At 71.4% G+C, this 23,668-nt stretch carries 19 protein-coding genes; 10 read left to right on the top strand and 9 right to left on the bottom strand.

Features of this window, described 5'->3' with window-relative positions; translation table 11 throughout:
- Positions 1–85: 85 nt before the first annotated feature.
- Entirely contained in the window at positions 86–349 is a 264-nt protein-coding gene (locus AB0447_RS21475; protein ID WP_119102212.1) for a WhiB family transcriptional regulator, read from the bottom strand.
- A 604-nt stretch (positions 350–953) separates the two neighbouring features.
- Between AB0447_RS21475 and AB0447_RS21470 the strand changes: the two genes are divergently transcribed.
- Genes AB0447_RS21470 through AB0447_RS21460 form a run of 3 tightly spaced genes read left to right on the top strand, consistent with a single transcriptional unit; the run spans position 954 to position 3,784 of the window.
- Positions 954–1,448, top strand: a complete 495-nt coding sequence (locus AB0447_RS21470; RefSeq protein ID WP_366478292.1) for a cysteine dioxygenase family protein — start codon at positions 954–956, stop codon at positions 1,446–1,448.
- A gap of 33 nt (positions 1,449–1,481) precedes the next feature.
- Positions 1,482–2,435: a 2-phospho-L-lactate transferase gene (cofD, locus tag AB0447_RS21465; protein ID WP_366478291.1), complete on the top strand. Its 954-nt coding sequence runs from the start codon at positions 1,482–1,484 to the stop codon at positions 2,433–2,435.
- On the top strand, positions 2,432–3,784 hold the full coding sequence (locus tag AB0447_RS21460; RefSeq protein ID WP_366478290.1) for a coenzyme F420-0:L-glutamate ligase: 1,353 nt from the start codon (positions 2,432–2,434) through the stop codon (positions 3,782–3,784). Before cofD ends, AB0447_RS21460 begins: the two co-directional genes overlap by 4 nt.
- Before the next feature lie 33 nt (positions 3,785–3,817).
- On the opposite strand, the gene AB0447_RS21455 is transcribed toward AB0447_RS21460, so the two are convergent.
- Both AB0447_RS21455 and AB0447_RS21450 read right to left on the bottom strand, forming a co-directional pair.
- Positions 3,818–4,837: a DNA-3-methyladenine glycosylase 2 family protein gene (locus tag AB0447_RS21455; protein WP_366478289.1), complete on the bottom strand. Its 1,020-nt coding sequence runs from the start codon at positions 4,835–4,837 to the stop codon at positions 3,818–3,820.
- Between the two features lie 188 nt (positions 4,838–5,025).
- Positions 5,026–6,435, bottom strand: coding sequence for a peptidoglycan recognition protein (locus AB0447_RS21450; protein WP_366478288.1), 1,410 nt, complete (start codon positions 6,433–6,435; stop codon positions 5,026–5,028).
- A gap of 140 nt (positions 6,436–6,575) precedes the next feature.
- On the opposite strand from AB0447_RS21450, the gene AB0447_RS21445 reads away from it, so the two are divergent.
- The 4 genes from AB0447_RS21445 (at position 6,576) to AB0447_RS21430 (ending at position 12,344) form a co-directional block, all read left to right on the top strand.
- On the top strand, positions 6,576–7,325 hold the full coding sequence (locus AB0447_RS21445) for a TIGR03089 family protein (RefSeq protein ID WP_366478287.1): 750 nt from the start codon (positions 6,576–6,578) through the stop codon (positions 7,323–7,325).
- Positions 7,326–7,545: 220 nt separating this feature from the next.
- Positions 7,546–8,733, top strand: coding sequence for an LCP family protein (locus AB0447_RS21440; protein WP_366478286.1), 1,188 nt, complete (start codon positions 7,546–7,548; stop codon positions 8,731–8,733).
- A 161-nt stretch (positions 8,734–8,894) separates the two neighbouring features.
- Entirely contained in the window at positions 8,895–10,616 is a 1,722-nt protein-coding gene (locus AB0447_RS21435) for an LCP family protein (RefSeq protein WP_366478285.1), read from the top strand.
- Positions 10,617–10,679: 63 nt separating this feature from the next.
- Positions 10,680–12,344, top strand: coding sequence for an LCP family protein (locus tag AB0447_RS21430; RefSeq protein WP_366478284.1), 1,665 nt, complete (start codon positions 10,680–10,682; stop codon positions 12,342–12,344).
- 93 nt (positions 12,345–12,437) lie between these two features.
- Here the strand turns inward: AB0447_RS21430 and AB0447_RS21425 are convergent, their stop codons facing one another.
- Positions 12,438–13,484, bottom strand: a complete 1,047-nt coding sequence (locus AB0447_RS21425; protein ID WP_366478283.1) for a glycosyltransferase family 2 protein — start codon at positions 13,482–13,484, stop codon at positions 12,438–12,440.
- Between the two features lie 149 nt (positions 13,485–13,633).
- Here AB0447_RS21425 and AB0447_RS21420 point away from each other — a divergent pair, with 149 nt between their 5' ends.
- Positions 13,634–15,109, top strand: coding sequence for an LCP family protein (locus tag AB0447_RS21420; RefSeq protein WP_366478282.1), 1,476 nt, complete (start codon positions 13,634–13,636; stop codon positions 15,107–15,109).
- 45 nt (positions 15,110–15,154) lie between these two features.
- Here the strand turns inward: AB0447_RS21420 and AB0447_RS21415 are convergent, their stop codons facing one another.
- On the bottom strand, positions 15,155–15,691 hold the full coding sequence (locus AB0447_RS21415; RefSeq protein ID WP_366478281.1) for an acyl-CoA thioesterase: 537 nt from the start codon (positions 15,689–15,691) through the stop codon (positions 15,155–15,157).
- Positions 15,692–15,796: 105 nt separating this feature from the next.
- Between AB0447_RS21415 and AB0447_RS21410 the strand changes: the two genes are divergently transcribed.
- Together AB0447_RS21410 and AB0447_RS21405 are read left to right on the top strand one after the other, a co-directional pair.
- A complete protein-coding gene (locus tag AB0447_RS21410) occupies positions 15,797–17,116 on the top strand; it encodes an LCP family protein (protein WP_366478280.1) in 1,320 nt (439 codons plus the stop codon).
- A 202-nt stretch (positions 17,117–17,318) separates the two neighbouring features.
- Positions 17,319–18,494: an acyltransferase gene (locus tag AB0447_RS21405; RefSeq protein WP_366478279.1), complete on the top strand. Its 1,176-nt coding sequence runs from the start codon at positions 17,319–17,321 to the stop codon at positions 18,492–18,494.
- Between the two features lie 82 nt (positions 18,495–18,576).
- Here AB0447_RS21405 and AB0447_RS21400 read toward each other — a convergent pair whose 3' ends face one another.
- The 4 genes from AB0447_RS21400 to AB0447_RS21385 all read right to left on the bottom strand — a co-directional run bounded on the left by AB0447_RS21400 (position 18,577) and on the right by AB0447_RS21385 (position 23,656).
- Positions 18,577–20,166, bottom strand: a complete 1,590-nt coding sequence (locus tag AB0447_RS21400) for a hypothetical protein (RefSeq protein ID WP_366478278.1) — start codon at positions 20,164–20,166, stop codon at positions 18,577–18,579.
- A gap of 172 nt (positions 20,167–20,338) precedes the next feature.
- On the bottom strand, positions 20,339–21,061 hold the full coding sequence (locus tag AB0447_RS21395) for a polyprenol monophosphomannose synthase (RefSeq protein ID WP_366478302.1): 723 nt from the start codon (positions 21,059–21,061) through the stop codon (positions 20,339–20,341).
- A 111-nt stretch (positions 21,062–21,172) separates the two neighbouring features.
- Positions 21,173–22,255, bottom strand: a complete 1,083-nt coding sequence (locus AB0447_RS21390; protein ID WP_366478277.1) for an NDP-sugar synthase — start codon at positions 22,253–22,255, stop codon at positions 21,173–21,175.
- A 243-nt stretch (positions 22,256–22,498) separates the two neighbouring features.
- Entirely contained in the window at positions 22,499–23,656 is a 1,158-nt protein-coding gene (locus AB0447_RS21385) for an acyl-CoA dehydrogenase family protein (protein WP_366478276.1), read from the bottom strand.
- Positions 23,657–23,668: the final 12 nt, after the last annotated feature.

Below are 23,668 nucleotides of genomic sequence, written 5' to 3'. Positions count from 1 at the left end.
CTTGTAACGCACCGGTCCGCCTCCAGCGGGGAAGGTGCAGGAGGCGGACCGTTTGCTCTGTTCGCTATGTGGTTGTGGGTGCCGTTCAGACCGCGGCCTTTTTCAGACGGCGGCGCTCGCGCTCGGAGAGGCCGCCCCAGATGCCGAAGCGCTCGTCGTTGGCGAGGGCGTATTCGAGGCACTCGGAGCGGACTTCACAGGCGAGGCAGACCTTCTTGGCCTCGCGGGTGGAGCCGCCCTTCTCGGGAAAGAACGACTCGGGGTCGGTCTGGGCGCACAGAGCGCGCTCCTGCCATCCGAGCTCCTCGTCCGCCTCGTCGACCAGCAGTTCCTGAAACAGCTCGGTCATGTGCGCCCCTCGCTCTGTCTGTGCGTCCCCGTCGTTGCCGTTGCCGGATTTGACCGGAACGACACGAGTGAAATTACAAGTGCGTGGATCCGGGGCAGTCAAGCCGAGATCTGCTATTGGGCCCCTTATTCACTCTGCGGAACCAAGCCTATGCAGAAAGTGTTCATATCGCCAAAAATCGTGACACTAGCCACACGCATGGCCTGATTGCCCACCTACCCCTGGCGACGCGTCACTCTCCGGCGTGGTTGTGATTCGGCCACAGAAGCGGCCTAGATCACATTCCGGTCACGAGGCGACACGGACGTTTACGGGCTCGGCTGGTGCGCCACATCCCCGGGCCGGCGCTGCACAAACCTTTCTCCGCGCACGGTAACCGGATGAGGTGAATCTTTTCTCGCATAGCGGACATTGAGTTGACAGTCCGGCTGCCCAGCCGGTCTCCTTGTCCCCATGTCAGTGACCGCAGCCGCCACCCGGACCCCCATTCGTGGGTTCCTGCGTGCTGCCCAGGTTCGCTGTTGCTGTTGCAGCTGTTGAAGCCTCCGCACCTGCCCAGCACCCCCCGCGCACCCCGCGCACTGACATCGTCGAGGACCTCCCGATGAACAACGACAGCGACCTGCAGATCGCCGGCGACATCCTTGAAGTCACCCACCTCCTGCAGCCCGCCCGTGAACACCCCGCCACCGTCGCCGACTTCGCCGGCCTCGCCCGCGAGATCGCCGCGAACCGCGCCGAATGGCAACACCTCGTCGAGTACGACGCCACCAGCCGCTGGTACCACCGGCTGCGCACCGGCCCCGGCTACGAGGTCTGGCTGCTCAGCTGGGTCCCCGGCCAGGGCAGCGGCCGGCACGACCACGGCCCGTCCTCCGGCGTCCTGACCGTCCTCGACGGCGAACTCACCGAACACGGCACCCGCGGCACCCTCGCCCTCGGCACCGGCAGCCAGCGGGTCTTCGCCCCCGGCTACGCGCACGAGGTCGTCAACGACTCCCTCGACGGAGCCGTCAGCCTGCACATCTACTTCCCCGGCCTGACCGAGATGCCCATGCACCGGTGCACCCCCGCCCAGCCGGAATCCGTACCCGTCTGACCCGCCCCGCGCCCGCCTGACAGACTTCGGTGCATGCGCATTGTTGTTCTGGCCGGCGGTATCGGCGGCGCCCGCTTCCTCCGCGGGCTGAAGTCGGCGGTCCCCGACGCGGAGATCACGGTCATCGGCAACACCGGTGACGACATCCACCTGTTCGGGCTGAAGGTCTGCCCCGACCTGGACACCGTGATGTACACCCTCGGCGGTGGCATCAACGAGGAGCAGGGCTGGGGCCGCACCGACGAATCCTTCACGGTCAAGGAAGAGCTCGCGGCGTACGGGGTCGGACCGGGCTGGTTCGGCCTCGGCGACCGCGACTTCGCCACCCACATCGTCCGCACCCAGATGCTCGCCGCCGGCTTCCCGCTCAGCGCCGTCACCGAGGCGCTCTGCGACCGCTGGCAGCCCGGCGTACGACTGCTGCCGATGTCCGACGACCGGGTGGAAACCCATGTCGCCGTCACCCTCGACGGGGAGAGGCGGGTCATCCACTTCCAGGAGTACTGGGTACGGCTGCGCGCCTCGGTGGACGCGGAGGCCGTCGTACCCGTGGGCGCGGAGCAGTCGAAGCCGGCGCCCGGCGTCCTGGAAGCCATCGCGGCCGCCGACGTCATCGTGCTGCCGCCGTCCAACCCGGTGGTCTCGGTCGGCACCATCCTGGCCGTCCCCGGCATCCGGGAGGCCGTCGCCTCCGCTGCCGCGCCCGTGGTCGGCCTCTCCCCCATCGTCGGCGGCGCGCCCGTGCGCGGCATGGCCGACAAGGTGCTCGCCGCGGTGGGCGTCGAGTCCACCGCCGGGGCCGTGGCCCTGCACTACGGAGCCGACCTGCTGGACGGCTGGCTGGTCGACACCGCCGACGCGGCCGCCGTCCCCGAGGTCGCCGCGGCCGGCATCCGCTGCCGGGCGGTACCGCTGATGATGACCGACCCGGCCGCCACCGAAGCGATGGCCCTGGCCGCGCTGGACCTCGCGGAGACCTGCCGGTGACCACGACCTCCCCCGCGCCGGCCCCCGCGGCCTCGCCCACGGCCTCGCCCGCGTCCGCGTCCGCTCCCTCGTACGAAGTGACGGCCGTCCCCGGCATCGGGGAGGTCCGCCCCGGCGACGACCTGGCCGGGCTGATCGCGGCCGCCGCGCCCGGCCTGCGCGACGGGGACGTCCTGCTGGTCACCTCGAAGATCGTCTCCAAGGCGGAGGGCCGGATCGTGGCGGCCGATTCGCGGGAGGCCGCGATAGACGCCGAGACGGTACGGGTGGTGGCCCGGCGGGGCACCCTGCGGATCGTCCAGAACCGGCAGGGACTGGTCATGGCGGCAGCCGGGGTGGACGCCTCCAACACGGCCGCCGGCACCGTCCTGCTGCTGCCGCAGGACCCCGACGCCTCGGCGGCCGCGATCCGCACCGGACTGCGCACCCTCCTTTCGGTGGACGTCGGCGTGGTCGTGACCGACACCTTCGGGCGACCCTGGCGCAGCGGGCTGACCGACGTCGCCATCGGCGCGGCCGGCGTACGGGTCCTGGACGACCTGCGCGGCGGCACCGACGCGCACGGCAACCCGCTCAGCGCGACCGTGGTCGCGACCGCGGACGAACTGGCCGCCGCCGGCGACCTGGTGAAGGGCAAGGCCGACGGCTACCCGGTGGCCGTCGTCCGCGGCCTGCCGCACCTGCTCGGCGAGGGCTCCGGCCGCGATCTGGTCCGGGCCCCGGCCGACGACATGTTCCGGCTGGGCACCTCCGAAGCCGTACGGGAGGCCGTGACCCAGCGCCGCACGGTCCGGGCGTTCACGGACGAGCCGGTGGACCCGGGCGCGGTCCGCCGCGCGGTGGCCGCCGCGGTCACCGCCCCGGCCCCGCACCACACCACGCCGTGGCGGTTCGTCCTGCTGGAGTCGGCGGAGTCCCGGACCCGGCTGCTGGACGCGATGCGGGACGCCTGGATCGCGGACCTGCGGCGGGACGGCAAGTCCGAGGAGTCCATCGCGAAGCGGGTCCGCCGCGGCGATGTGCTGCGCAACGCCCCCTACCTGGTGGTGCCGTGCCTGGTGATGGACGGCTCCCACCACTACGGGGACGAGCGGCGGGACACGGCCGAACGCGAGATGTTCGTGGTCGCCGCCGGCGCCGGCGTGCAGAACTTCCTGGTGGCCCTGGCCGGCGAACGGCTGGGCTCGGCCTGGGTGTCCTCCACCATGTTCTGCCGCGACGTGGTCCGCGAGGTGCTGGACCTGCCGGCGGACTGGGACCCGATGGGCGCGGTGGCCGTCGGGCACGCGGCGGAACCGCCGCGGGAGCGGCCGGCCCGGGAGGCCGGGGCCTTCATCGAAGTGCGCTGAGCGGTCCTGCGCCGGGCCCGGGCCCGGGCCCGGTCACAGCTTGCCGATGTCGCCCCGCGGCATGCGGGGGGTGCGGCGGGGTGGGGTGCGGCCCGTCAGCAGGATCAGGCGGGCCGCGCGGTGCCGCTGGCCGGCGTACGGGGCGAGGAGCTCCAGCATCTCGGCGTCGTCGGCGTCCGGGTTGCCGGCCAGGGCGAAGCCGATGATGCCCGGCAGGTGCAGGTCGCCGGTGGTGACTGCGTCGGGGGCGCCGTTGCTGCGCTGGAGGGTTTCCGCGGAGGTCCACGGGCCGATGCCGGGTACGAGTTCCAGGCGGCGGGCGGCATCGGCGGGGGGCATCGCGGCGGCCTCTTCGAGGCGGGGGGCGACGCGGACGGCCCGCAGGATCGTTCCGGAGCGCTTCTGGTCCACGCCGGCGGTGTGCCAGTCCCAGGACGGGATGCGGCGCCAGGTCTCGGGCGCGGGCATCACGTACAGGCCCTCCGGCACGGCGGCGGCCGGGCCGGGCGCGGGCTCCCCGTACTGGCGGACCAGACGGCGCCAGGCGCGGTAGGCCTCCTCGACGGTGACCTTCTGCTCCAGGATCACCGGGATCAGCGACTCCATCACCAGCCCGGTGCGGGTCAGCCGCAGGCCGGGGCGGCGGCGGTGGCTGGCGTGCACCAGGCGGTGGCGGGGGGTGAAGGCGGCGGGGTCGTCGTCGGCGCCGAGCAGTGCGGGCAGGGTGTCCAGCACCCAGTCCGCGCCCGGTCCCCACGCCTCGGCGTCGACCCGGCCGTCGCGGGCGGACACCCGGAGGGTGGCGGGGCCGGTGGGGGTGAGGGTGGCGCGCCAGACGGAGCCGTCGGGGGTGGTGCGGAAGGTGGGGTCGGTGGGGCCGCGGCGGAGGGGGCCGAGGGTGAGGCCCAGGTCTACCGGGCCGTCTGGCTGCCAGGCCCTTGCCTTGGCGGCCGGGGCGGCCGGGGCCGCAGCCGCCGGGCGGCCTGGCGCGGGTACGGCGATGCGGCCACCTCGGGAGGTGGTGCGGGTCAGGGGATCGAAGCGGCCGGCCACTCCTTGAGCGTAGCCGCCGGCCGTGTGGGGGCGGGCCCGTAGCGGGGGTGGGGGCCGCTGCGCGGGGCCTTTTCCCCTACCCGCCCCTTCCCGAACTGGGGGCGAGCCCCCAGACCCCCGTACGTGCGCTTCGCGCCCGTACGCTCAAACGCCGCGCGGGCTGGATTGCGCAGCAATCCCAGGCCCGGCTAGGGGACCGGGCGGCCCTGGAGGCGGGCTGAGGTGGTGCGGGTGGTGGGGAGTTTGCCGTAGAGCTGTCTGCCCGGGCATTCCGTTGCGAAGCCGTCCCGGTGGCCCGAGATCACGTTCATCGAGACGTTCCTGCCCTTGGGGTACTTGTTGCCGCCACCCGATTTGAGGGTGGTCTTCCCCCGCGGGTCCGCGTTGAACAGCCCCAGCTTCCACGCCGTCAGCTTGGCGACCGCGTTCACCGCCGCCGCCGGCGCGGCCGTCTTCGAGTACGAGCCGAGTACCACCACGCCCATGCTGTTGCTGTTGAAGCCCATCGTGTGCGCGCCCAGCACCGGCCTGGAGACGCCCCCGGCCCGCCCCTCGTACACGTTGCCGCACTTGTCGACGGCGAAGTTGTAGCCGAAGTCCCGCCAGCCGCTGCTCACCACGTGGTAGCGGTACAGGCTGCGGAGCACCGCGGGGGCGTCCTTGCAGGCGTAGTTGTTGCCGGAGGCGCTGTGGTGGACGAACGCCGCCTTCACCGTGCTGGTGTAGACGAAGCCGGGCTCGCGCAGGGATTCGTTGGCGCCCCACCCCTTCCGGGTGATGATCTTCGGGCGGGGGCCGATGAACGGGGCGGCCGCCGCGTCCAGTGCGCCGTCGCTCGCGAACACCGCGTCGGCGGTGGCGTCCGCCTTGTTGAGCTCCTTGATCTCGTTGGCGCCGAGCGGGGCCAACGGGACGTTCGCCATGGAGGATTCCGCCATCTCCATGGTCATGCCGGGCACGGCTCCTACTTCTCCCTTGTCGTCCCCGTCGCCGTCTCCCTCGCCCGACCCGTTCTTGTCGTCCGCCTGGCCGCTGCTCCGGCCCCCCGGGTCGATGAGTTCGATCCGCATGCCCGAGGGGAGGCTGGACAGGGTGTGGGTGACCGGGTCGGCACCCGGTTCCGCCTGGACCCGGACCTCCACCCCGTCGGATTCCCCCACCCACAGCGGGGCGGTGCTCCCGCGGACCCGGCCCGAGCTGCGCTCGGCGGCGTCGGGGTCGGCGGCGTGTTCGCGGTTGTGGGTCTCGACGTCCTGCCAGTCGGACCAGCGGGCGGTGGCGACCGAGCGGGTACGGACCTGGACCCGGCCGAACAGTTCCGTGCCCGCGTCGTCCCAGACGACGCCGACCAGCGAGAACGTCTTGACGTCACGGGCCGTCAGGCCCTGCGTGGCAGGGAGGCGGGGTGAGGTGCTCATGCCGGGAACGCCGGTGGCCCGGCCCTGCTCCGGCCCCAGCGGGACCAGGGGCAGCGACTGGGTCGACCCGGCTGGGGTCACGGGGGTGGACTCGGCCAGGGCTGGGGTGGGCAGCGCGAGCGGGAGGGCCAGTGCGGCCGCGGTCGCGACACCGATCGAGGAAGCAAGGAATCCACGCATGTGAGAGATCGTGAGCGCAGTCGGCAGCGGCTGCCAGCGGGAGCTGACGGCCCGTCGGCGCGCCGCGCTGTGCCCCTCCCCCGGACGGGGGACGCGTGTACCCGCCGTCCGGCCGAAGGCCCCCGCGTACCCTGTGCCGGGTGAATGCCACTGACCGCACCCCTGCCGACCTGCTGCGATCCGCGCTCGCCGCGGACCCGGGCCGCCCGCTCGTCACCTTCTACGACGACGCCACCGGCGAGCGCGTCGAATTGTCCGTCGCCACCTTCGCCAATTGGGTGGCCAAGACCGCGAATCTGCTCCAGGGCGATCTGAGTGCCGGGCCCGGTGACCGGCTGGCGCTGCTGCTGCCCGCGCACTGGCAGACGGCCGTGTGGGTGTTCGCCGCCGCCTCGGTCGGCGTGGTGGTGGAGGTCGGCGGGGATCCGGCCGGTGCGGACCTGGTGGTGAGCGGCCCGGACACGCTGGACGCGGCGGCCGGCTGCTCGGGTGAGCGGGTGGCGCTGGCGCTGCGGCCCCTGGGCGGGCGGTTCCCGCAGCCGCCGGCCGGGTTCCTGGACTACGCGGTGGAGGTGCCGGGGCAGGGCGACCGGTTCGCGCCGTTCGTGCCGGTGGACGCGGAGGGCGCCGGGCTGTCCGTGGCGGGCGCCGAGCTGTCGTACGTCCAGCTGGTCGAGCGGGCTCGGCAGGACGCGGCGGAGCTCGGGCTCGGCGAGGGCTCGCGGGTGCTGTCCGGGCTTCCGTACGACAGCTGGGAGGGACTGTCGGCGGGGCTGTTCGCGCCGCTCGCGGCGGGCGGCTCGGTGGTGCTGTGCCGGAACCTGGACCGGCTGTCCGCCGAGGGCCTGGCCCAGCGGGTGGAAGCGGAGCGCGTCACCCACACTGTGTAGCAGGGGTCGCCCGGGCCGCGGGAGGCCGTCACCCACTTGCCTGACCTGCGGCCCCAGCCGATTTGTCACCCACATGGCGCAGTACGGCGCCTGCCCCCGGGCCGCTCCGGCGCCCCGGGGTCATGATCGGCTGAGGGCACGGCTCCGGCTTGGTCCGGAGCCACCCCTGGCCGTACTCACCCGTACGGCCGTCGCCGACGCGGTGAGGGGACGGACGCGAGTGACCGGTGCGGGCATACCCGGCGGGACCGAAGCGGCCGGAGGCGGTTCGAAGCCTCCGCGGAGCCGTCGGCGCCGGCTGCTGCGCTGGGTCGGCCTCGGGATGGCCCTGCTGGTCCTGGCGGGGGCGGCGACCGGTTGGTGGATGTACAACAAGCTCGACGGGAACATCACCGAGGACACCTCCGCGGCCTCCGAGCTGGAGCGGTACGAGCAGGAGCGGCCGGCGCACTTCGGGGGCGGCGCCCGGAACATCCTGCTGATCGGCTCGGACTCGCGCTCGGGCCGGGACAACGCCCGGTACGGGCAGGACGAGGGCGGCCAGCGCTCGGACACCACGATCCTGCTGCACGTGGCGGCGGACCGGAAGAGCGCCACGGCGGTGTCGATCCCCCGGGACCTGATGGCCGAGATACCGAGCTGCCTGCGGGCCGACGGGAGCCGCACCGGCGACCGGTTCGCGCAGTTCAACTGGGCCTTCGAGTGGGGCGGGGCGGCCTGCACGATCCGGACCGTGGAGAAGCTGACCGGGATCCGGCTCGACCACCACATGGTGGTGGACTTCCGTGGCTTCAAGAAGATGGTGGACGCCGTCGGCGGGGTGGAGATCTGCCTGAAGGAGCCGGTGAACGACGACGAGGCCAGGCTGAAGCTGCCGGCCGGGCGGCAGACCCTGCACGGGGAGCAGGCCCTGGGGTTCGTCCGGGCCCGCTACAGCCTGGGGAACGGCAGCGACACCGAACGGATGGAGCGGCAGCAGCAGTTCCTGGGCGCGCTGGTGCGGAAGGTGCAGAGCAACGGGGTGCTGCTGAATCCCGGGCGGCTGTATCCGCTGCTGGACGCGGCGACTTCGTCGATCACCACCGACCCGGGTCTGGCCTCGCTGCGCGGCCTGTACGAACTCGTACGCGGCATGCGAGACATCCCGACTGGAAAGGTGCAGTTCCTTACGGTTCCCCGGAAGCCGTATGCAGTCGACCCCAATCGGGACGAGCTGGTGAAACCGGACGCGGCACGGCTGTTCCAGCAGTTGCGGATGGACCGGCCGCTGACCATCGCGCCGGCGAAGCCCGACGCCGGGACCGGGCAGCACCGGCAGCGGAGCGCGGCGACGCCGGGAACCGCTGCTACCCCGTCGCCCGTCCCCACTTTCACGGGCACCACGGCGGACACCGTCCCTTGCAGGTGACCCGCCGGTAAAGCAATCCCAAAAGCCGTCGCCGGAACCGAGCGGGTTGGCCGGATTGCCCAGTTATAAGGGGAGTGGAATTTGTCACCAGCATGGTTTGCAGCTGAACTGGCCGGATAGGGTGAGCGATCCGGTGCCACCGACGGAGGATTCGAGCGACCGTGGATGCACAAGGCCGTGGGCGGGCGGACGAAATCGATCCCGCAGACCAGTGGGTCCTCAACCCCCGCACCGGCAACTACGAATTGCGACTGGACCGTTCCGCACCGCAGCAGCGGGCGTCCGTCACCCCCCCGCGCAGAGCCCCCGCGGCTCCCGGCGGCGCCCCGACCGCACCCTCCCCCGGCGTCCCGGGCCCCCGGCGCGGTGACGTCCCGCCCGGCGGCGGGCGGCGCGGAGGCCGCAAACGCGGCAAGGGCGGCAAACCGGGCGGCAATGGCAAGAAGAAGGCCCTCGCCATCACCGGCGGCACCCTGGCCCTCCTGCTGGTCGGCGGCTCCGTGGCGGGCTACCTGTACTACCGGCACCTGAACGGCAACCTCGATGTCATCGACACCGCAGGCGCCGGCACCGGCGGTTTCAAGAAGGACCAGCCGATCAACATCCTGGTGATCGGCACCGACAAGCGCACGGGTGCCGGCAACGAGGGCTACGGCGACAAGAACAGCAAGGGCCACGCCGACACCACGATCCTCTTCCACGTCTCCAAGGACCGGACGAACGCGACCGCGGTGTCCATCCCGCGCGACCTGATCACCGACATCCCGGACTGCCCCACCAAGCAGGCGGACGGTTCGACGCAGACGATCCCCGGCGAGAAGGGGGTCCGCTTCAACACCAGCCTGGGGCAGGCGGGCCGCGACCCGGGCTGCACGATGCGTACGGTCAAGGAGCTCACCGGCATCGAGGTCGACCACTTCATGATGGCCGACTTCAACGCGGTCAAGACGCTGAGCACGGCGGTCGGCGGCGTCCCGGTCTGCCTGGGCAAGGCGATCGACGACGACAAGTCGAAGCTGAAGCTGTCGGAGGGCGAGCACCGGCTGTCGGGCGAGCAGGCGCTGGCCTTCGTACGCACCCGGCACGCCTTCGGCAATGAGAGCGACCTGGACCGGATCAAGACCCAGCAGCAGTTCCTGGGTTCGATGATGCGCGAGATGAAGTCCAAGGACACTCTGTCCAGTCCGAAGAAGTTCTTCTCCCTCGCGGAGGCGGCGACCAAGGCGCTGAGCGTGGACTCGGGCATAGGGTCGATCGCCAAACTCACCAACCTCGCCGGTGAGCTGAAGGGCGTGAACCCGAAGAACGTCACCTTCACCACCCTGCCGGTGGACGACAACCCGGCCGAGAAGGTCAAGGCGACGGTCGTGGTCAGCAAGGCCAGGGCCGAGGCGCTGCTCCAGATGATCCGCGAGGACGTCTCGCTCACCGAGGTCGAGCAGCAGGAGAAGGCGGCCAAGGACGCGGCCAAGGCCCAGCAGGACGCGCTGCTCCAGGGCAACCGCGCGCAGCCGGCGGACGTACGCGTGCAGGTGTTCAACGGCGGCGGCCCGCAGGGTTCGGCGTCGACCACGCTGGTCTGGCTCCAGAACAGCAAGGGCGTGCAGCGGGCCAGCAACGAGGGCAACGCGCCGGCGAAGCTGGAGAAGACGACGCTGGAGTACGCGCCCAACCAGGCCGACCAGGCCCGGGCGCTGGCGGACATGATGGGCCTGCCGGCCACCGCGCTGAAGATCGGCACGGCGGACGCTGCCCCGAAGAGCCCCATGAAGCTCACGCTGGGCGCGGACTTCAAGGGTGCGGGCGTCTCGATGACGGCACCGGAGACGCTTCCCAAGGACGTACAGCGCACCGAGGCGGACAAGGCCGTCTGCGTCAAGTAATGGTTCATCATGTGATGAACCGGCAGAATCCCTGACGCGTCAGGGCCTTTAGGGGGGTATTGCGTGAGGCACAGCAAGGTGCGGGGGGAGGGTGCGCCCTCCCGGACCGCCGAGGGCATAGCCGGCGGCGGTTCCGGCGCGGAGGGTTCGATACCCGCCCAGCGCCGCAGCCGCCGTTCGGGCCGCGGCGGCCCGGCCCAGCGGGGCGGGCGGGGCCGGCGCGTGCTGCGCTGGGGCGCTTCCGGGCTCGCCTTCCTCATACTCGGCACGGCAGGCGCCGGCTACCTCTACTACCGCCACCTCAACGGCAGCATCCAGACGGACGCGCTGAACCTCGGCGACACCAAGCTGGGCGGGTCCAAGCCCAACGCCTTCGGGCAGACCCCGCTCAACATCCTCCTCATCGGTTCCGACGCCCGTGACGGCGACGAGAACAAGGCCCTCGGCGGGGGCCGGGACACCTTCGACGGACCGCCGCTCGCGGACGTGCAGATGCTGCTGCACCTGTCCGCCGACCGCAGCAACATGTCGGTCGTCTCCATGCCGCGCGACACCCTCCTCAAGATGCCCAAGTGCACCGAGAAGGACGGCACGGTGCACCCGGCCAGCAAGGGTCTCGTGCAGACCAACGCGTCGCTCAGCCGGGGCGGTCCGGGCTGCACGGTCGCCGCCTGGCAGGAACTCACCAAGATCCCCATCGATCACTTCATGATGATCGACTTCAAGGGTGTGGTGTCGATGGCGGACGCCATCGGCGGCGTCCCGGTCTGTGTCGAGCAGAACGTGCACTCGCGCAACAGGGAAGGCAAGGGCTCCGGCCTGAAGCTGCCGAAGGGCGACAACATCATCCAGGGCGAGGTGGCCCTGCAATGGCTGCGCACCCGCTACGGGTTCGAGGACGGCACCGACATCGGCCGCACCCGCGCCCAGCACATGTACATGAACGCGCTGGCCCGTGAGTTCCGCAAGAACGCCAAGCTCAGCAACCCGGTGAAGCTCAACAGCCTGGCCCAGGCGGCCATCAAGGCGATGATCGTGGACCCGGGCCTGAACAAGATCGACAAGCTGTACGACCTGAGCATGGAGCTCAAGAAGGTCCCCACCGGCCGGATCACCATGACCACCATGCCGTGGATCCAGAGCCCACAGGACAGAAACCGGGTGGAGCCCAAGGCCGGCGAGGCCGAGGCCCTGTTCCGGATGGTCCGCGAGGACATCCCGCTCGACGGCCAGGGCACCCAGCCGGGCGCCCCCGCCGCCTCGCCGGCCCCGTCCGCGCCGGCGACGCCGCCGGTCACCGACCCGGCCGCGGCGCCCGACCGGATCCCGGTCATGGTCCGCAACGCCACCGGCGGCAAGACCGACCCCGAGGCCAAGGTCAAGGGACGGGCGAGCGATGTGGTCGTGCTGCTGGCCAAGAAGGGCTTCACCAGGGCGATGGCGGACAGGCAGACGGCCGCCGAGGACTCCACCGTGGTCCGGTACGCCGGACTGGACCAGGCCGGGGACGCACTGGCCGTGGCCACCGCGCTCGGGCTGCCGCCGGGTGCGGTGCAGCGGTCCACGGACGTCTCCGGAGTGACCCTGTTCGTGGGCAAGGACTGGCGCAGCGGCGGCGCGGTCACCCCGCCGCCGCCGGCCCCCACCAAGGCTCCGGACTCGGCCCGCCCGCTGAACGGCGACGACGAGAAGGCCTGCATGCGGATCCAGGAGGGCTTCACCTGGTAGCCGTACGCGGCGGCCGGCACGGGCACGGCGAAGGGGCCCGGCGGAGTGATCTCCGCCGGGCCCCTTCGCGTACGGACGGGGTGCCGGGTGGGGCTACCGGGCCGCGGTCCGGTCCTCCGCCTGCACGGACGGGCGGCGGGAGGCGATGACCTTGCGCGCGAGCGAACGCGGGCTGGTCAGGAAGCCCCAGCCCCAGGACATGTGCATGGTCGCCAGCGCCACCGGGATCTGCAGCCGGGCCTTGAGCGGGAGTCCCTTGCCGGCCGGCACGGAGCCCGCGGTGATCGCGGCGAGGTAGCCGCCCGGGACCACGAAGGCCCACGGGGTGAGCAGGGCACCCGCGACCAGGCCGGCCGCGATCGCGCACACGGCGACCGGCGGGGCGAGGTAGCGCAGGTTGATCGAGCCGGAGTGGTAGCGGGCCACCACGTGCCGCCAGCGGCCGTAGTCCTTGTACTGCTTGGCGAGCGCCCGGACGGACGGCCGCGGCCGGTACTGGACCTTCAGCTCGGGCGAGAACCAGATCAGGCCGCCGGCCTCACGGATCCGGAAGTTCAGCTCCCAGTCCTGGGCGCGGATGAACTCCACGTTGTAGCCGCCCTGCTGCTCCAGCGCCTCGCGCCGGAACACGCCCAGGTAGACGGTCTCGGCGGGACCGGCCTGGCCACCCGTGTGGAAGGCCGCGTTGCCCACGCCGATCTTCGAGGTCATCGCGGCGGCGACGGCGTCCTCCCAGGCGTTCTCGCCCTCGGCGTGCATGATGCCGCCGACGTTCTGCGCGCCGGTCTCGGCGAGCAGCCGGACGGCGGTGGCGATGTAGTTCGGGGAGAGCATGCCGTGCCCGTCGACACGTACCACGATCGGGTGGCGCGACGCCTTGATGGCCGCGTTGAGCGCGGCCGGTGTACGGCCGGTCGGGTTGGGGACGGTGCGGACGCGCGCTCGTTCGCTGGATGCGGTCTCGCTTACGAGCTCGGCGGCGATTTCGTCGGTACGGTCCGAGGACGGGCCGAGCGCGATCACCACCTCCATCTCGCCGTCGTACTCCTGACCCAGGATGTGCCGGACGGAGTCGCGGAGGTAACGCTCCTCGTTGAGCACCGGCATGATCACCGAGACTGCGGGCTGCTGGGTGGGCATGTGGTCCTTCAAAGGGGGTCGGGTTCGGTGTCACGTTACCGCGTACGGGGGAAACCGGTGCGCGCCGGACCGGCCATGACGGCTGCTGCTGATCGTATGGACCTACTGTTCAGGCGAATTTCCCTGCTCCCCCCGCGGAGGTGTCCCTCGTGCCCCAGCCGCCGCACCGTCCCCGCCGCCCTGCCCCGCTGCCCGCCGCCCGTGCACGGAGCGGCCGGCGCGGGCACCGGCCCCGCTGGGGGCTGCGGCTGGCCGGAGCGCTGTCCGTCGCGGTGCTGGGCTCGGGGGCCATCGGGCACGCGGTGATGACCGGGCTGGACACCGGGATCGAGCGGGTGGACCCCTTCAAGGACATGAAGAACCGCCCGCAGGCCGGGCACGGGATGAACGTACTGCTGGTGGGCACCGACGGCCGGGAGAAGATCAGCCGCGACGAGCGGCAGGAGTACCGGCTGGGCGGAGCACCCTGCCACTGCACCGACACGATCATGCTGGTGCACATCTCGGCCGACCGGGAGCGGGCGAGCGTGGTCAGCCTGCCCCGGGACAGTTACGCGGAGGTGCCCGCGCACCGGGACCTGGTCACCGGGAAGGCGCACAAGGCGCATCCGGTGAAACTCAACGCGGCGTACGCGGAGGGCGGGCCGCAGCTGACCGTGCGGACCGTGGAGAACATGACCCGGGTGAAGATCGACCACTACCTGGAGGTCGACTTCACCAGTTTCATGAAGACGGTGGACGCGATGGGCGGGGTGGACATCTGCACCGCCAAGACCATGCGGGACCCCAACACCGGGCTGGACCTGCCGCCCGGCACGCACCGCCTGAGCGGCGGGCAGGCGCTGCAGTACGTACGGTCCCGCCATGTCGACGGGGCCTCGGACCTGGGGCGGATGCAGCGGCAGCAGCGGTTCGTCGCCGCCCTGATCAAACAGGCGACCAGCGGCGGGATGCTGCTCAATCCGGTGAAGTTCAAACAGGTCAGCTCGACGCTGCTGGGCTCGGTGCGGGCCGACCGGGGCTTCGGCTCGCAGCAGATGCTGGCCCTGGGGCAGGCGATGCGGGACTTCACCCCCTCCTCGTCGGAGTTCGCCTCGGTGCCGGTCGGGAACCCCTCGTACAAGGTGAAGGGGATCGGCTCCACGGTGAAGTGGGACGAGTCGAAGGCCGCCAAGCTGTTCCAGGCGCTGCGGGACGACCGGCCGCTGGCCCCGGCCCGGCCGGGCGGCGACCGCGGCCGCCGGCCGGCCGCGGTCCCGGTGGACGTGGCCCCGCAGCAGGTCCGGGTCCAGGTGGAGAACGGGACCCGGATCGACGGCCTGGGCGGCCGGGTGGACCAGGCCCTGCGGGCCACCGGCTTCGACACCACCCGGGCCCCGGGGAACGCGGCCAGCCGTGACGTCAAGCGGACGGTGGTGGCGTACGACCCGCGCTGGGACCGCTCGGCCCGCAGCCTGGCGGCGGCGCTGCCGGGCTGTGAGCTGCGGGCGGTCCGCGGGCAGGGCCGGACCCTGCTGGTCACGGCCGGATCCGACTACCGCAAGGTGGTCCCGGTCCGGGCCGAGGACCCGTACCAGGGCGCGTTCGGGGTGGTCACCGGGGACCAGGTGGTGTGCGGGGACTAGGTACGGGACCCGGTACCGGAACCCGGTGCGTGGGAACGGGCCGAACTAGTCGTCGAGGCCCTCGGCGGTGCGGCGCTCGCGCAGTTCCCTGATCGCCTGCCGACGGGCGAGGCGGTGCGTACGGCGGATCTGCGCCTCCTGGTAGCGGCGCTTGTCCTGCTCGGTCTCCGGCAGCACCGGCGGCACCGTGCGGGGCTTGCCCTCCGCGTCGACGGCGGCGAAGACGAGGTAGGCGGTGCCGACCTGGGTGGGAGGGGTGGACTCGTTCCAGCGCTCGGCGAGGACGCGTACGCCGATCTCCATGGAGCTGCGGCCGGTCCAGTTGCACTGCGCGCGGACGTGGACGAGGTCGCCCACCCGGACCGGGGCGAGGAAGACCATCTCGTCCATGGAGGCGGTCACGGCGGGCCCGCCGGAGTGCCGGCCCGCCACGGCTCCGGCGGCGTCGTCGACCAGCTTCATGATCACACCGCCGTGCACGGTGCCGAGCAGGTTGGTGTCGTTCGCCGTCATGATGTGGCTCAGCGTCGTGCGCGAGGCGGAGGTCGCCTTGCCCGTCGGCTCACCAGGTATTTCTGTCATACGGCCACCATAAGTTGGTCGAGATGCATCAGCTGTGCAACAGCACCGGTACGAAGGGCCCCCCGCCCTGTCGGGCGACACGCCCTGCCAGGCATTCTTGTCCGCATGAATGACTGGCCCAGCGGGAACGACGGTCGCGGCGGCGGCCGCGACGACCGGTACGGATACGGCAGCGCCCAGGCACAGCCCGAAGGCGTCCGCCGGATGCCGCACGTGCAGCGGCAGCCGGGGCAGCAGCCCCCGCGTCCCGCCGCCCCGCCGGCCGCCCCCGCCTACGGGGTCCCGCCGCAGCAGGCCCAGACGCACGACACCTTCGCCGGCTACGACAGCGGCTACAACACCGGACAGGTGTACGGCACCCCCGCGGGCGGCGGCCCCGGCGGGCCCTCCGGCCCGGGCGGCCCCGGCGGCCCGGCCGCACCGCGGCGCCGGCCCGGCGCCCCCGCCCCGGACTGGCGCAAGCGCATCAAGATCGGCTCGATCGTGCTGGTCTCGGCGCTGGTCGTCACCACCGTCGGCACCTACTTCTGGGCGGACTCCAAGGTGCGCCGCGACGTGGACCTCTCCAAGGTCATCGAGCGGCCCAAGGACGACGACTGCACCACCTACCTGATCGTCGGCTCCGACAGCCGCGAGGGCATGTCCTCCGAGGACAAGAAGCGCCTCCACACGGGCTCGGCCGACGGCAAGCGGACCGACTCGATGATGATCCTGGCGGCGTGCTCCGGCGGGAACTCGATGATCTCGCTGCCGCGCGACTCGGACGTGGAGATCCCCTCCTTCGTGGGCTCGGAGTCCGGCAAGAAGTTCCCCGCCCAGGGCCGCCGGGTCAAGCTGAACGCGGCGTACGCGGAGGACGGCCCGGAGCTGCTGGTGCGCACCGTGGAGCACAACACCGGGCTGCGCATCGACCACTACGCGGAGATCGGCTTCGCCGGCTTCGCGAACATCGTGGACGCGCTCGGCGGTGTCGAGATGGACATCGAGAAGGGCTTCAAGGACGAGAAGTCGGGCGCCGACTTCCAGGCCGGCAAGCAGACCCTCAACGGCGAGCAGGCCCTGGCCTTCGTCCGTACCCGGTACGCCTTCGCCGAGTCCGACCTGGCCCGCACGAAGAACCAGCAGAAGTTCCTGTCGGCGCTGGCGAGCCAGGCGGCGACGCCGGGCACGATCATCAACCCGTTCCGGCTCTACCCGACGCTGGGCGCGGGCCTGGACACGCTGATCGTGGACAAGGACATGTCCCTGTTCGACCTGGGCGAGATGTTCTTCGCGATGAAGGGCGTCAGCGGCGGCGGGGGCACCTCGATGAACATGCCGATCTCGGGCAGCCGCGGCGGCAACCTCGTCTGGGACAAGCCGAAGGTGCAGCAGCTGGTGAAGCAGATACAGAACGACGAGAAGGTCACCCCACCCGCCTCGTAGCCGTTCCCGACCCAAACGTGAGATACCGCACTTCGCGCAGCAACGGTTGGACAGTCCGGGGCCCCCTCACAAAAACTGGGGCTTCTGTAAAAGAGGGGGTTCCCCAGTCATGACCGACCGCAGTCGCGGTACAGGGCTGCGGTGGTCGTCGCACGGCACCGTCGCTGAGCTCTTCACCGGCCGTCACAACAGCCTGGGATTCATGAGGTTGTTCCTGGCCTGCGGCGTGGTGCTCTCCCACGCCGCCAGTCTCGGGTTCAACACCACCGAGTTCGGCCACGGTTTCAGCCGCGGCCAGACCGACATCGGAAAGCTGTCGGTCTACGCGTTCTTCATCCTGTCCGGCATCCTCGTCACCCGCAGCGGTGTCCGGCTCGGACTCGGCCGGTTCCTGTGGCACCGCGCGCTGCGCCTGCTGCCCGGTCTGTGGGTGTGCATCCTGGTCTGCGCGTTCGTCCTGGCTCCGTTCCTGTACTGGCACCTGCACGGCAACCTGAACGGGTTCACCGACCACGCGCAGGGCCCGTTCCAGTACGTCTGGCACAACGCGCACATCATCATCGTGCAGAAGGACGTCTCGGGGGTGATGTCCTTCGGCAAGTCCCTGGGCCTGGGCACCTCGGACACCTTCAACGGGCCCGTGTGGACCCTGCACTACGAGGTGATGTGCTACCTCGCGGTGGGCGTGCTCGCGGTCACCGGGGCGCTGAAGAAGTCCCGCCGGCTGATCCTGCTGATCACCGTCTTCCTGGGCTGGCGGGTGATCCGCGAGGCCATCGAGCACCGCTACTACACCGGCGCCGGCCAGGCCTCCTTCTTCCGCGACTTCACCGTGCCGATCCTCGGGTACACCAGCACGAACTGGTACCTGTACCTGGGCTTCGCCTTCGCCCTCGGCACCGTCATCGAGCTCTACAAGGACCGCATCCCGGTCAACGACGTGCTCGGCATCGGCTCCATCGTGGTGCTGCTGCTCAGCCTGCGGTTCGGCTACCTGTTCGTGGTCGGCATCCCGGCGATGGCGTACGGACTGACGTACCTGGCGATCCGGCTGCCGAAGCCGTTCCAGAAGATCGGAGCCCGCAACGACTACTCGTACGGGATCTACATCTACGGCTGGGCCATGCAGATGACGCTGATCCTGCTCGGCCTGACCCGCTGGGGCTTCTGGCCGTTCCTGTTGCTCTCGTACGTGGCCGCCGGGCTGATGGCGTACCTGTCGTGGCACCTGGTGGAGAAGCGGGCCATGCGCTTCAAGGACGTGGGCAAGGACTGGACCCTGGGCCGCCGCCGCCAGGACGGGACCGGGGCCGAAGCCGCGCCGCCGGCTCCCGCCGCCGCGGAACCGGTGCCCGAACGGGCCGGCGCCACTTCCTGACCCGGATCTGACACCGGATACGACAGGACCCCGACTGCGTGGAGCGGTCGGGGTCCTGTCGTATCGGGGTCCGGGGCCGGGGTCAGCCGACCACCTTGTACAGCACCATCCCGTTCGGGCCCGTCTTCACCTTGCGCAGCGCCGGATCGCCGGGCGGCAGCCCCTGGTCCGGCCAGCCCAGCACCCACTGCGCCCCGAAGCGGTGCAGCGCGTCGAGCTTCTCCTGGCGGGGGGTGGACCGGTCGAAGTACCGCCGGGTGGCCTCGATGCGCTCGGGTTCGTCCGGCAGGAAGAAGTCCGGGTAGCCCGGTGCCACGGTGTAGAAGCCGTAGCCGGGTATCTGCTGGCCGGTGTTCTGGTCGACCATCACCACGTCGCCGTACCGGGCGTACTTGGTCATCCACTGGTAGCCGGGGATCGGCAGCCAGGCCTTCTCGGTCAGCGTCTCCGGCATGGCCTCGTTGCGTACGACGAAGCTGAGCGACGGCGCCTGCGCCCAGGAGCCGGCCAGCAGACCGGCCGCCAGCACCACCGCGAAGCAGCGGCGGAGGAACCGGCCGCCGCCCTCGACCACGGCCAGCGCCGCCGCCAGCTGGGCCGGGATGATGGCACCGGGCAGCGCCCGGCCCCAGGAGTAGTGCCCGGTCAGCCCGCCGGCCGTGATCATCAGCGTGGCCAGCAGGAACCACCACACGAGCGGGTCGCGGCGGTCGCGGGCGAACCGGAAGGCGAGCGCGGCCACGCCGATCGGCACGTAGCCGAAGCGCATCCACCACTCCTCGTAGAGCCCCCTGTGGATGTCTTCGAGGCCGCCGATGGTGAGCAGCGAGAAGAACGAGTAGTACGGCCAGACGGCGAGCAGGGCCACCGCCACGGCGAGCGCTGTGCCCAGCCGCAGCCAGGTCTGCCGCGCCGGCCACGGCCGGGCGGAGACCAGGACGCCCAGGGCGCCGAAGGTCATGACCACGCCGGTGAACTGGTGGCTGAGCATGATCAGCGCCCACAGTGCGCCGAGGGCGGTCCAGGCCGGCCAGGAGGTGGCCGTACCGCGGCGCAGCGACTTGGCCAGCAGGGCCAGGAAGTGGAAGCCGAGGCCGGTGGCGAAGGTGCTCGGGTACGAGACGTTCAGCGAGATGGAGGTGAAGCCGAGGAAGCCGCTCCAGATGAAGAAGGTCGGGCCCCAGAGCAGGATCAGGGTGAGCACGGCGAGCGGCGGCGCGGCCCGGTGCCGGCTCAGGGTCCGGGTGAGGTGCCAGATGCCGGTCAGCAGCAGGGTGAGGCCGACGAGCGCGGCGAACCGCAGCACGGTGAACCCGGTCAGGCCGCTCGCCTTGGCGAGGAGTCCGAGGAGCACCATCCACGGCGAGTTGTACGGGCTGGGGGTGTCCGCGTCGACCTGGGTGTTGCCGGGGTCGAGCAGATCGTGCCGCAGCCGTTCGATGGTGGCGAGGTGCACGCCCATGTCGCCGATCCAGGGCAGCCGGAGCACCATCAGCAGCAGGACCGCGGTGAGCAGCAGTACGGCGCCGTTGAGCGCGGGGACCAGGCGGTCGGCGGGGCGCGGGGGCCGCGTCGCCGGGTTCGGGGCGGCGGGTTCCGGGGCCGGGGCCGGGCTCCGGCCGGCCGGGGCCCGGTCCACCGGGCGGGCGGAGGGGTCGAGGGCGCTGGTCATTTTTGGAATACCCAAGTCCGGTATACGAGGAAGCGGAAGGCGAGGCGGGTCCGCCGGGCGGGCGCGGTCGCGGCCGGGGCGGCGGTCTCCGGGGCAAGGGTGTCCGGGGCGCGGCCGGTTTCGGGCAGCGTGGTCATGGCGGTGCAGACGTCCCGTCTCGGTCGGGAAGGCGTCAGCGGCGGCCGCGGGAGCGGCTGCGCAGCTTCCACGGCATGACGACGGACTCCAGCTGCACGGCGAGGTTCATCTTGGACTCGCCCAGGGTGCGGTCCTCGAAGTGGATCGGGACCTCCAGCACGCTGAAGTCCCGGCGCAGCGCCGCGTACTTCATCTCCACCTGGAAGCTGTAGCCGGCGCTGCCGACGGAGCCGAGGTCGATGGCGCGCAGGGCGTCGGCGCTCCAGAGGTTGAAGCCGCCGGTGATGTCGCGGATGCGGGTGCCGAGGATGGTGCTCGCGTAGGCGTTCGCCCAGCGGGAGAGGAGCTTGCGGTGGGCGCCCCAGGCGTCGGAGAGGGTGCCGCCGGGGACGTAGCGGCTGCCGACGACGAGGCCGGCGCGGGCGGCGAGGGCCACCCCCAGCATCTCGGTGATCTTGTCGGCGGGGTGGCTGCCGTCGGCGTCCATCTGCAGGACGTACTCGGCGCCCTGCTCGACGGCCAGGCTCATGCCGGCCGCGTAGGCGCGGCCGAGGCCGTTCTTCTCGGTGCGGTGCAGCACCCGGATGCGGGGGTCCGCCCCGTCCTCGTTGTAGCGCTCGGCGAGTTTCTCGGCGAGCTCCCCCGTGCCGTCCGGGCTGGAGTCGTCCACCACGAGGAGCGTCAGGCCCGGCAGGTCGAGATCCATCAGGGTCTCGGCCATGCCGGGCAGATTGGCCGCCTCGTTGTACGTCGGCATCACGACGCAGAGCCGGGTGGCCGCCCAGCAGTCGGGCAGCCGGGCCGGTATGCCAGTCACAGGTATTCCTCTTGCAGAAGTCGTTCGGTTGCCGGGGCTCCCGGACCGTGGTCAGCGGTCCGAGGAGAAGCGGATGGACGCGTCGGGCAGCACTGCCCCGCACCAGACCCGCACCCCGTCGCGAAGTTCGTTGTGGGCGCCCACCTGCGCGCCGTCGCCGATGACGGCGGCGTCCACCACCGTGTGCCGGCCCACCTGGGCGCCGGCTCCGATGAGACTGGCGGTGATGCGGGCGTCCGCGCCGACGGTCGCGCCGTCGAGAACCGTCGATCCGTGGACGACTGCGCCCGCTTCGATGCGGGCTCCGGCGCCCACCACGGTACCGCCCGAAACTGTGGCCCCGTCAGCTACCTGGGCCCCGGGGAGCAGCAGGGCTTCACCGCGGGGGCCGGGCACGGCGGCGGAGTCGACGACTCCGCGGACCAGGTCGGCCGATGCCCGGACGAAGGCCTCGGGCTTGCCGAGGTCGAGCCAGTAGGTGTCCTCGACCTGGCCGTGCAGGCGCGCGCCGTCGGCCAGCAGGCCCGGGAAGGTCTCCCGTTCGACGGAGACGGGCCGGCCGGCCGGGATGGTGTCGATGACGGAGCGGCGGAACACGTAGCAGCCCGCGTTGATCTGGTCGGTGACGATCTCCTCGGGCGTCTGCGGCTTCTCGGTGAAGGCCAGCACCCGCCCGTCGGGGCCCGTCGGCACCAGGCCGAAGGCCCGCGGGTCGGCCACCCGTACCAGGTGGAGCGAGACGTCGGCCCCGGCCTGCCCGTGGGCGTCCACCAGCCCGTTGATGTCGAGGCCGCTGAGGATGTCGCCGTTGAGGACGAGGACGGGCTCGTCGGGGCCGCAGGTGAGCCGCTCGGCCGCGTTGCGGATGGCTCCGCCCGTTCCCAGGGGCTCGTCCTCGACCACGTATTCGAGGTGGACGCCGAAGGCGGAGCCGTCGCCGAAGTAGGGCTCGAACACCTCGGCCAGGTAACAGGTGGCCAGCACGATGTGTTTGACGCCGGCCGCGGCGAGGCGGGCCATCTGGTGGGCCAGGAAGGGCACGCCCGCGGCGGGCACCATCGGCTTCGGCGTGTTCACCGTCACCGGGCGCAGCCGTGTCCCCTGCCCGCCGACGAGCAGGATCGCTTCCTTCATCTCTCTCCCCAACATGGCCGTCCTGATGCGCGGAGTCATCTTATGGTTCGAAAAAGTCGGCTCCTTGCCGCCCTGCGGCACCGCCATGCGCGGAGGAAGAGGGTGAAAGCGCTCGAAAGGTTCCGTGCGCCCCCCGACTTCCTTTGCGCCCGGGTGAACCGAGGGTGACCGGACGCACCAGTGGGCACCCCCGTCGTGACCGGGGGTGCCCACTGGGTCTTCCGCCGTTGCCGACCTGCCGGGTTACGCGGGCAGGTTGCGGGCCATGACGATGCGCTGGACCTGGTTCGTGCCTTCGTAGATCTGGGTGATCTTCGCGTCGCGCATCATGCGCTCGACCGGGTAGTCGCGGGTGTAGCCGTAGCCGCCCAGCAGCTGGACCGCGTCCGTGGTGACCTCCATGGCCACGTCGGAGGCGAAGCACTTGGCGGCGGCGCCGAAGAAGGTGAGGTCGCCGTCGACGCGCTCCGACTTGGCGGCGGCCGCGTAGGTGAGCTGGCGGGCGGCCTCGAGCTTCATGGCCATGTCGGCGAGCATGAACTGGACGCCCTGGAAGTCGGCGATCGGCTTGCCGAACTGCTTGCGCTCCTGGACGTAGCCCTTGGCGTAGTCGAGGGCGCCCTGGGCGATGCCGAGCGCCTGGGCCGCGATAGTGATGCGGGTGTGGTCCAGGGTCTTCATGGCGGTGGCGAAGCCGGTGCCCTCGGCGCCGATCATGCGGTCGGCGGGGATCCGCACGTTGTCGAGGTAGACCTCGCGGGTCGGGGAGCCCTTGATGCCGAGCTTCTTCTCCGGGGCGCCGAAGGAGACGCCCTCGTCGCCCTTCTCCACGACGAAGGCGGAGATGCCCTTCGAGCGCTTCTCGGGGTCGGTGACGGCCATGACCGTGTAGTACTCGGAGACGCCGGCGTTGGTGATCCAGCGCTTGACGCCGTTGAGGACCCAGAAGTCGCCGTCGCGGACCGCGCGGGTCTTCATGCCGGCCGCGTCGGAGCCCGCGTCGGGCTCGGAGAGGCAGTACGAGAACATCGCGTCGCCCTTGGCGAGCGGGCCCAGGTACTTCTTCTTCAGGTCCTCGGAGCCGGAGAGGATGACCGGGAGCGAGCCGAGCTTGTTCACGGCCGGGATCAGGGAGGAGGAGGCGCAAACGCGGGCCACCTCCTCGATCACGATCACGGTGGCGAGGGCGTCGGCGCCGGCGCCGCCGTAGGACTCGGGTACGTGGACGGCGTGCAGGTCGTTGGCGACCAGGGCGTCCAGGGCCTCCTGCGGGAACCGCGCCTCTTCGTCGACTGCGGCCGCGAACGGGGCGATCTTCGCCTCGCACAGCGCGCGAACCGAGTCGCGGAGCATGTCGTGCTCCTCGGCAGGGCGGTAGAGGTCGAAGTCGGAACCTGCCAAAGCACTCACTCC

Source organism: Streptomyces sp. NPDC051211 (assembly GCF_040689505.1).
In the GTDB taxonomy this organism is placed as follows: domain Bacteria; phylum Actinomycetota; class Actinomycetes; order Streptomycetales; family Streptomycetaceae; genus Streptomyces.
The sequence above is the reverse complement of the archived record's forward strand: the minus strand, read 5'-3'. Positions and strand labels throughout refer to the sequence as shown.

Coding starts and splice junctions, on each gene's coding strand:
- AB0447_RS21425 (WP_366478283.1), bottom strand. CDS start 13,484: ATGCCCACCCAGCAGCCCGCAGTCTCGGTGATCATGCCGGTGCTCAAC.
- AB0447_RS21390 (WP_366478277.1), bottom strand. CDS start 22,255: ATGAAGGAAGCGATCCTGCTCGTCGGCGGGCAGGGGACACGGCTGCGC.
- AB0447_RS21470 (WP_366478292.1), top strand. CDS start 954: ATGAACAACGACAGCGACCTGCAGATCGCCGGCGACATCCTTGAAGTC.
- AB0447_RS21415 (WP_366478281.1), bottom strand. CDS start 15,691: ATGACAGAAATACCTGGTGAGCCGACGGGCAAGGCGACCTCCGCCTCG.
- AB0447_RS21405 (WP_366478279.1), top strand. CDS start 17,319: ATGAGGTTGTTCCTGGCCTGCGGCGTGGTGCTCTCCCACGCCGCCAGT.
- AB0447_RS21410 (WP_366478280.1), top strand. CDS start 15,797: ATGAATGACTGGCCCAGCGGGAACGACGGTCGCGGCGGCGGCCGCGAC.
- cofD (WP_366478291.1), top strand. CDS start 1,482: ATGCGCATTGTTGTTCTGGCCGGCGGTATCGGCGGCGCCCGCTTCCTC.
- AB0447_RS21475 (WP_119102212.1), bottom strand. CDS start 349: ATGACCGAGCTGTTTCAGGAACTGCTGGTCGACGAGGCGGACGAGGAG.
- AB0447_RS21450 (WP_366478288.1), bottom strand. CDS start 6,435: ATGCGTGGATTCCTTGCTTCCTCGATCGGTGTCGCGACCGCGGCCGCA.
- AB0447_RS21400 (WP_366478278.1), bottom strand. CDS start 20,166: ATGACCAGCGCCCTCGACCCCTCCGCCCGCCCGGTGGACCGGGCCCCG.
- AB0447_RS21395 (WP_366478302.1), bottom strand. CDS start 21,061: ATGCCGACGTACAACGAGGCGGCCAATCTGCCCGGCATGGCCGAGACC.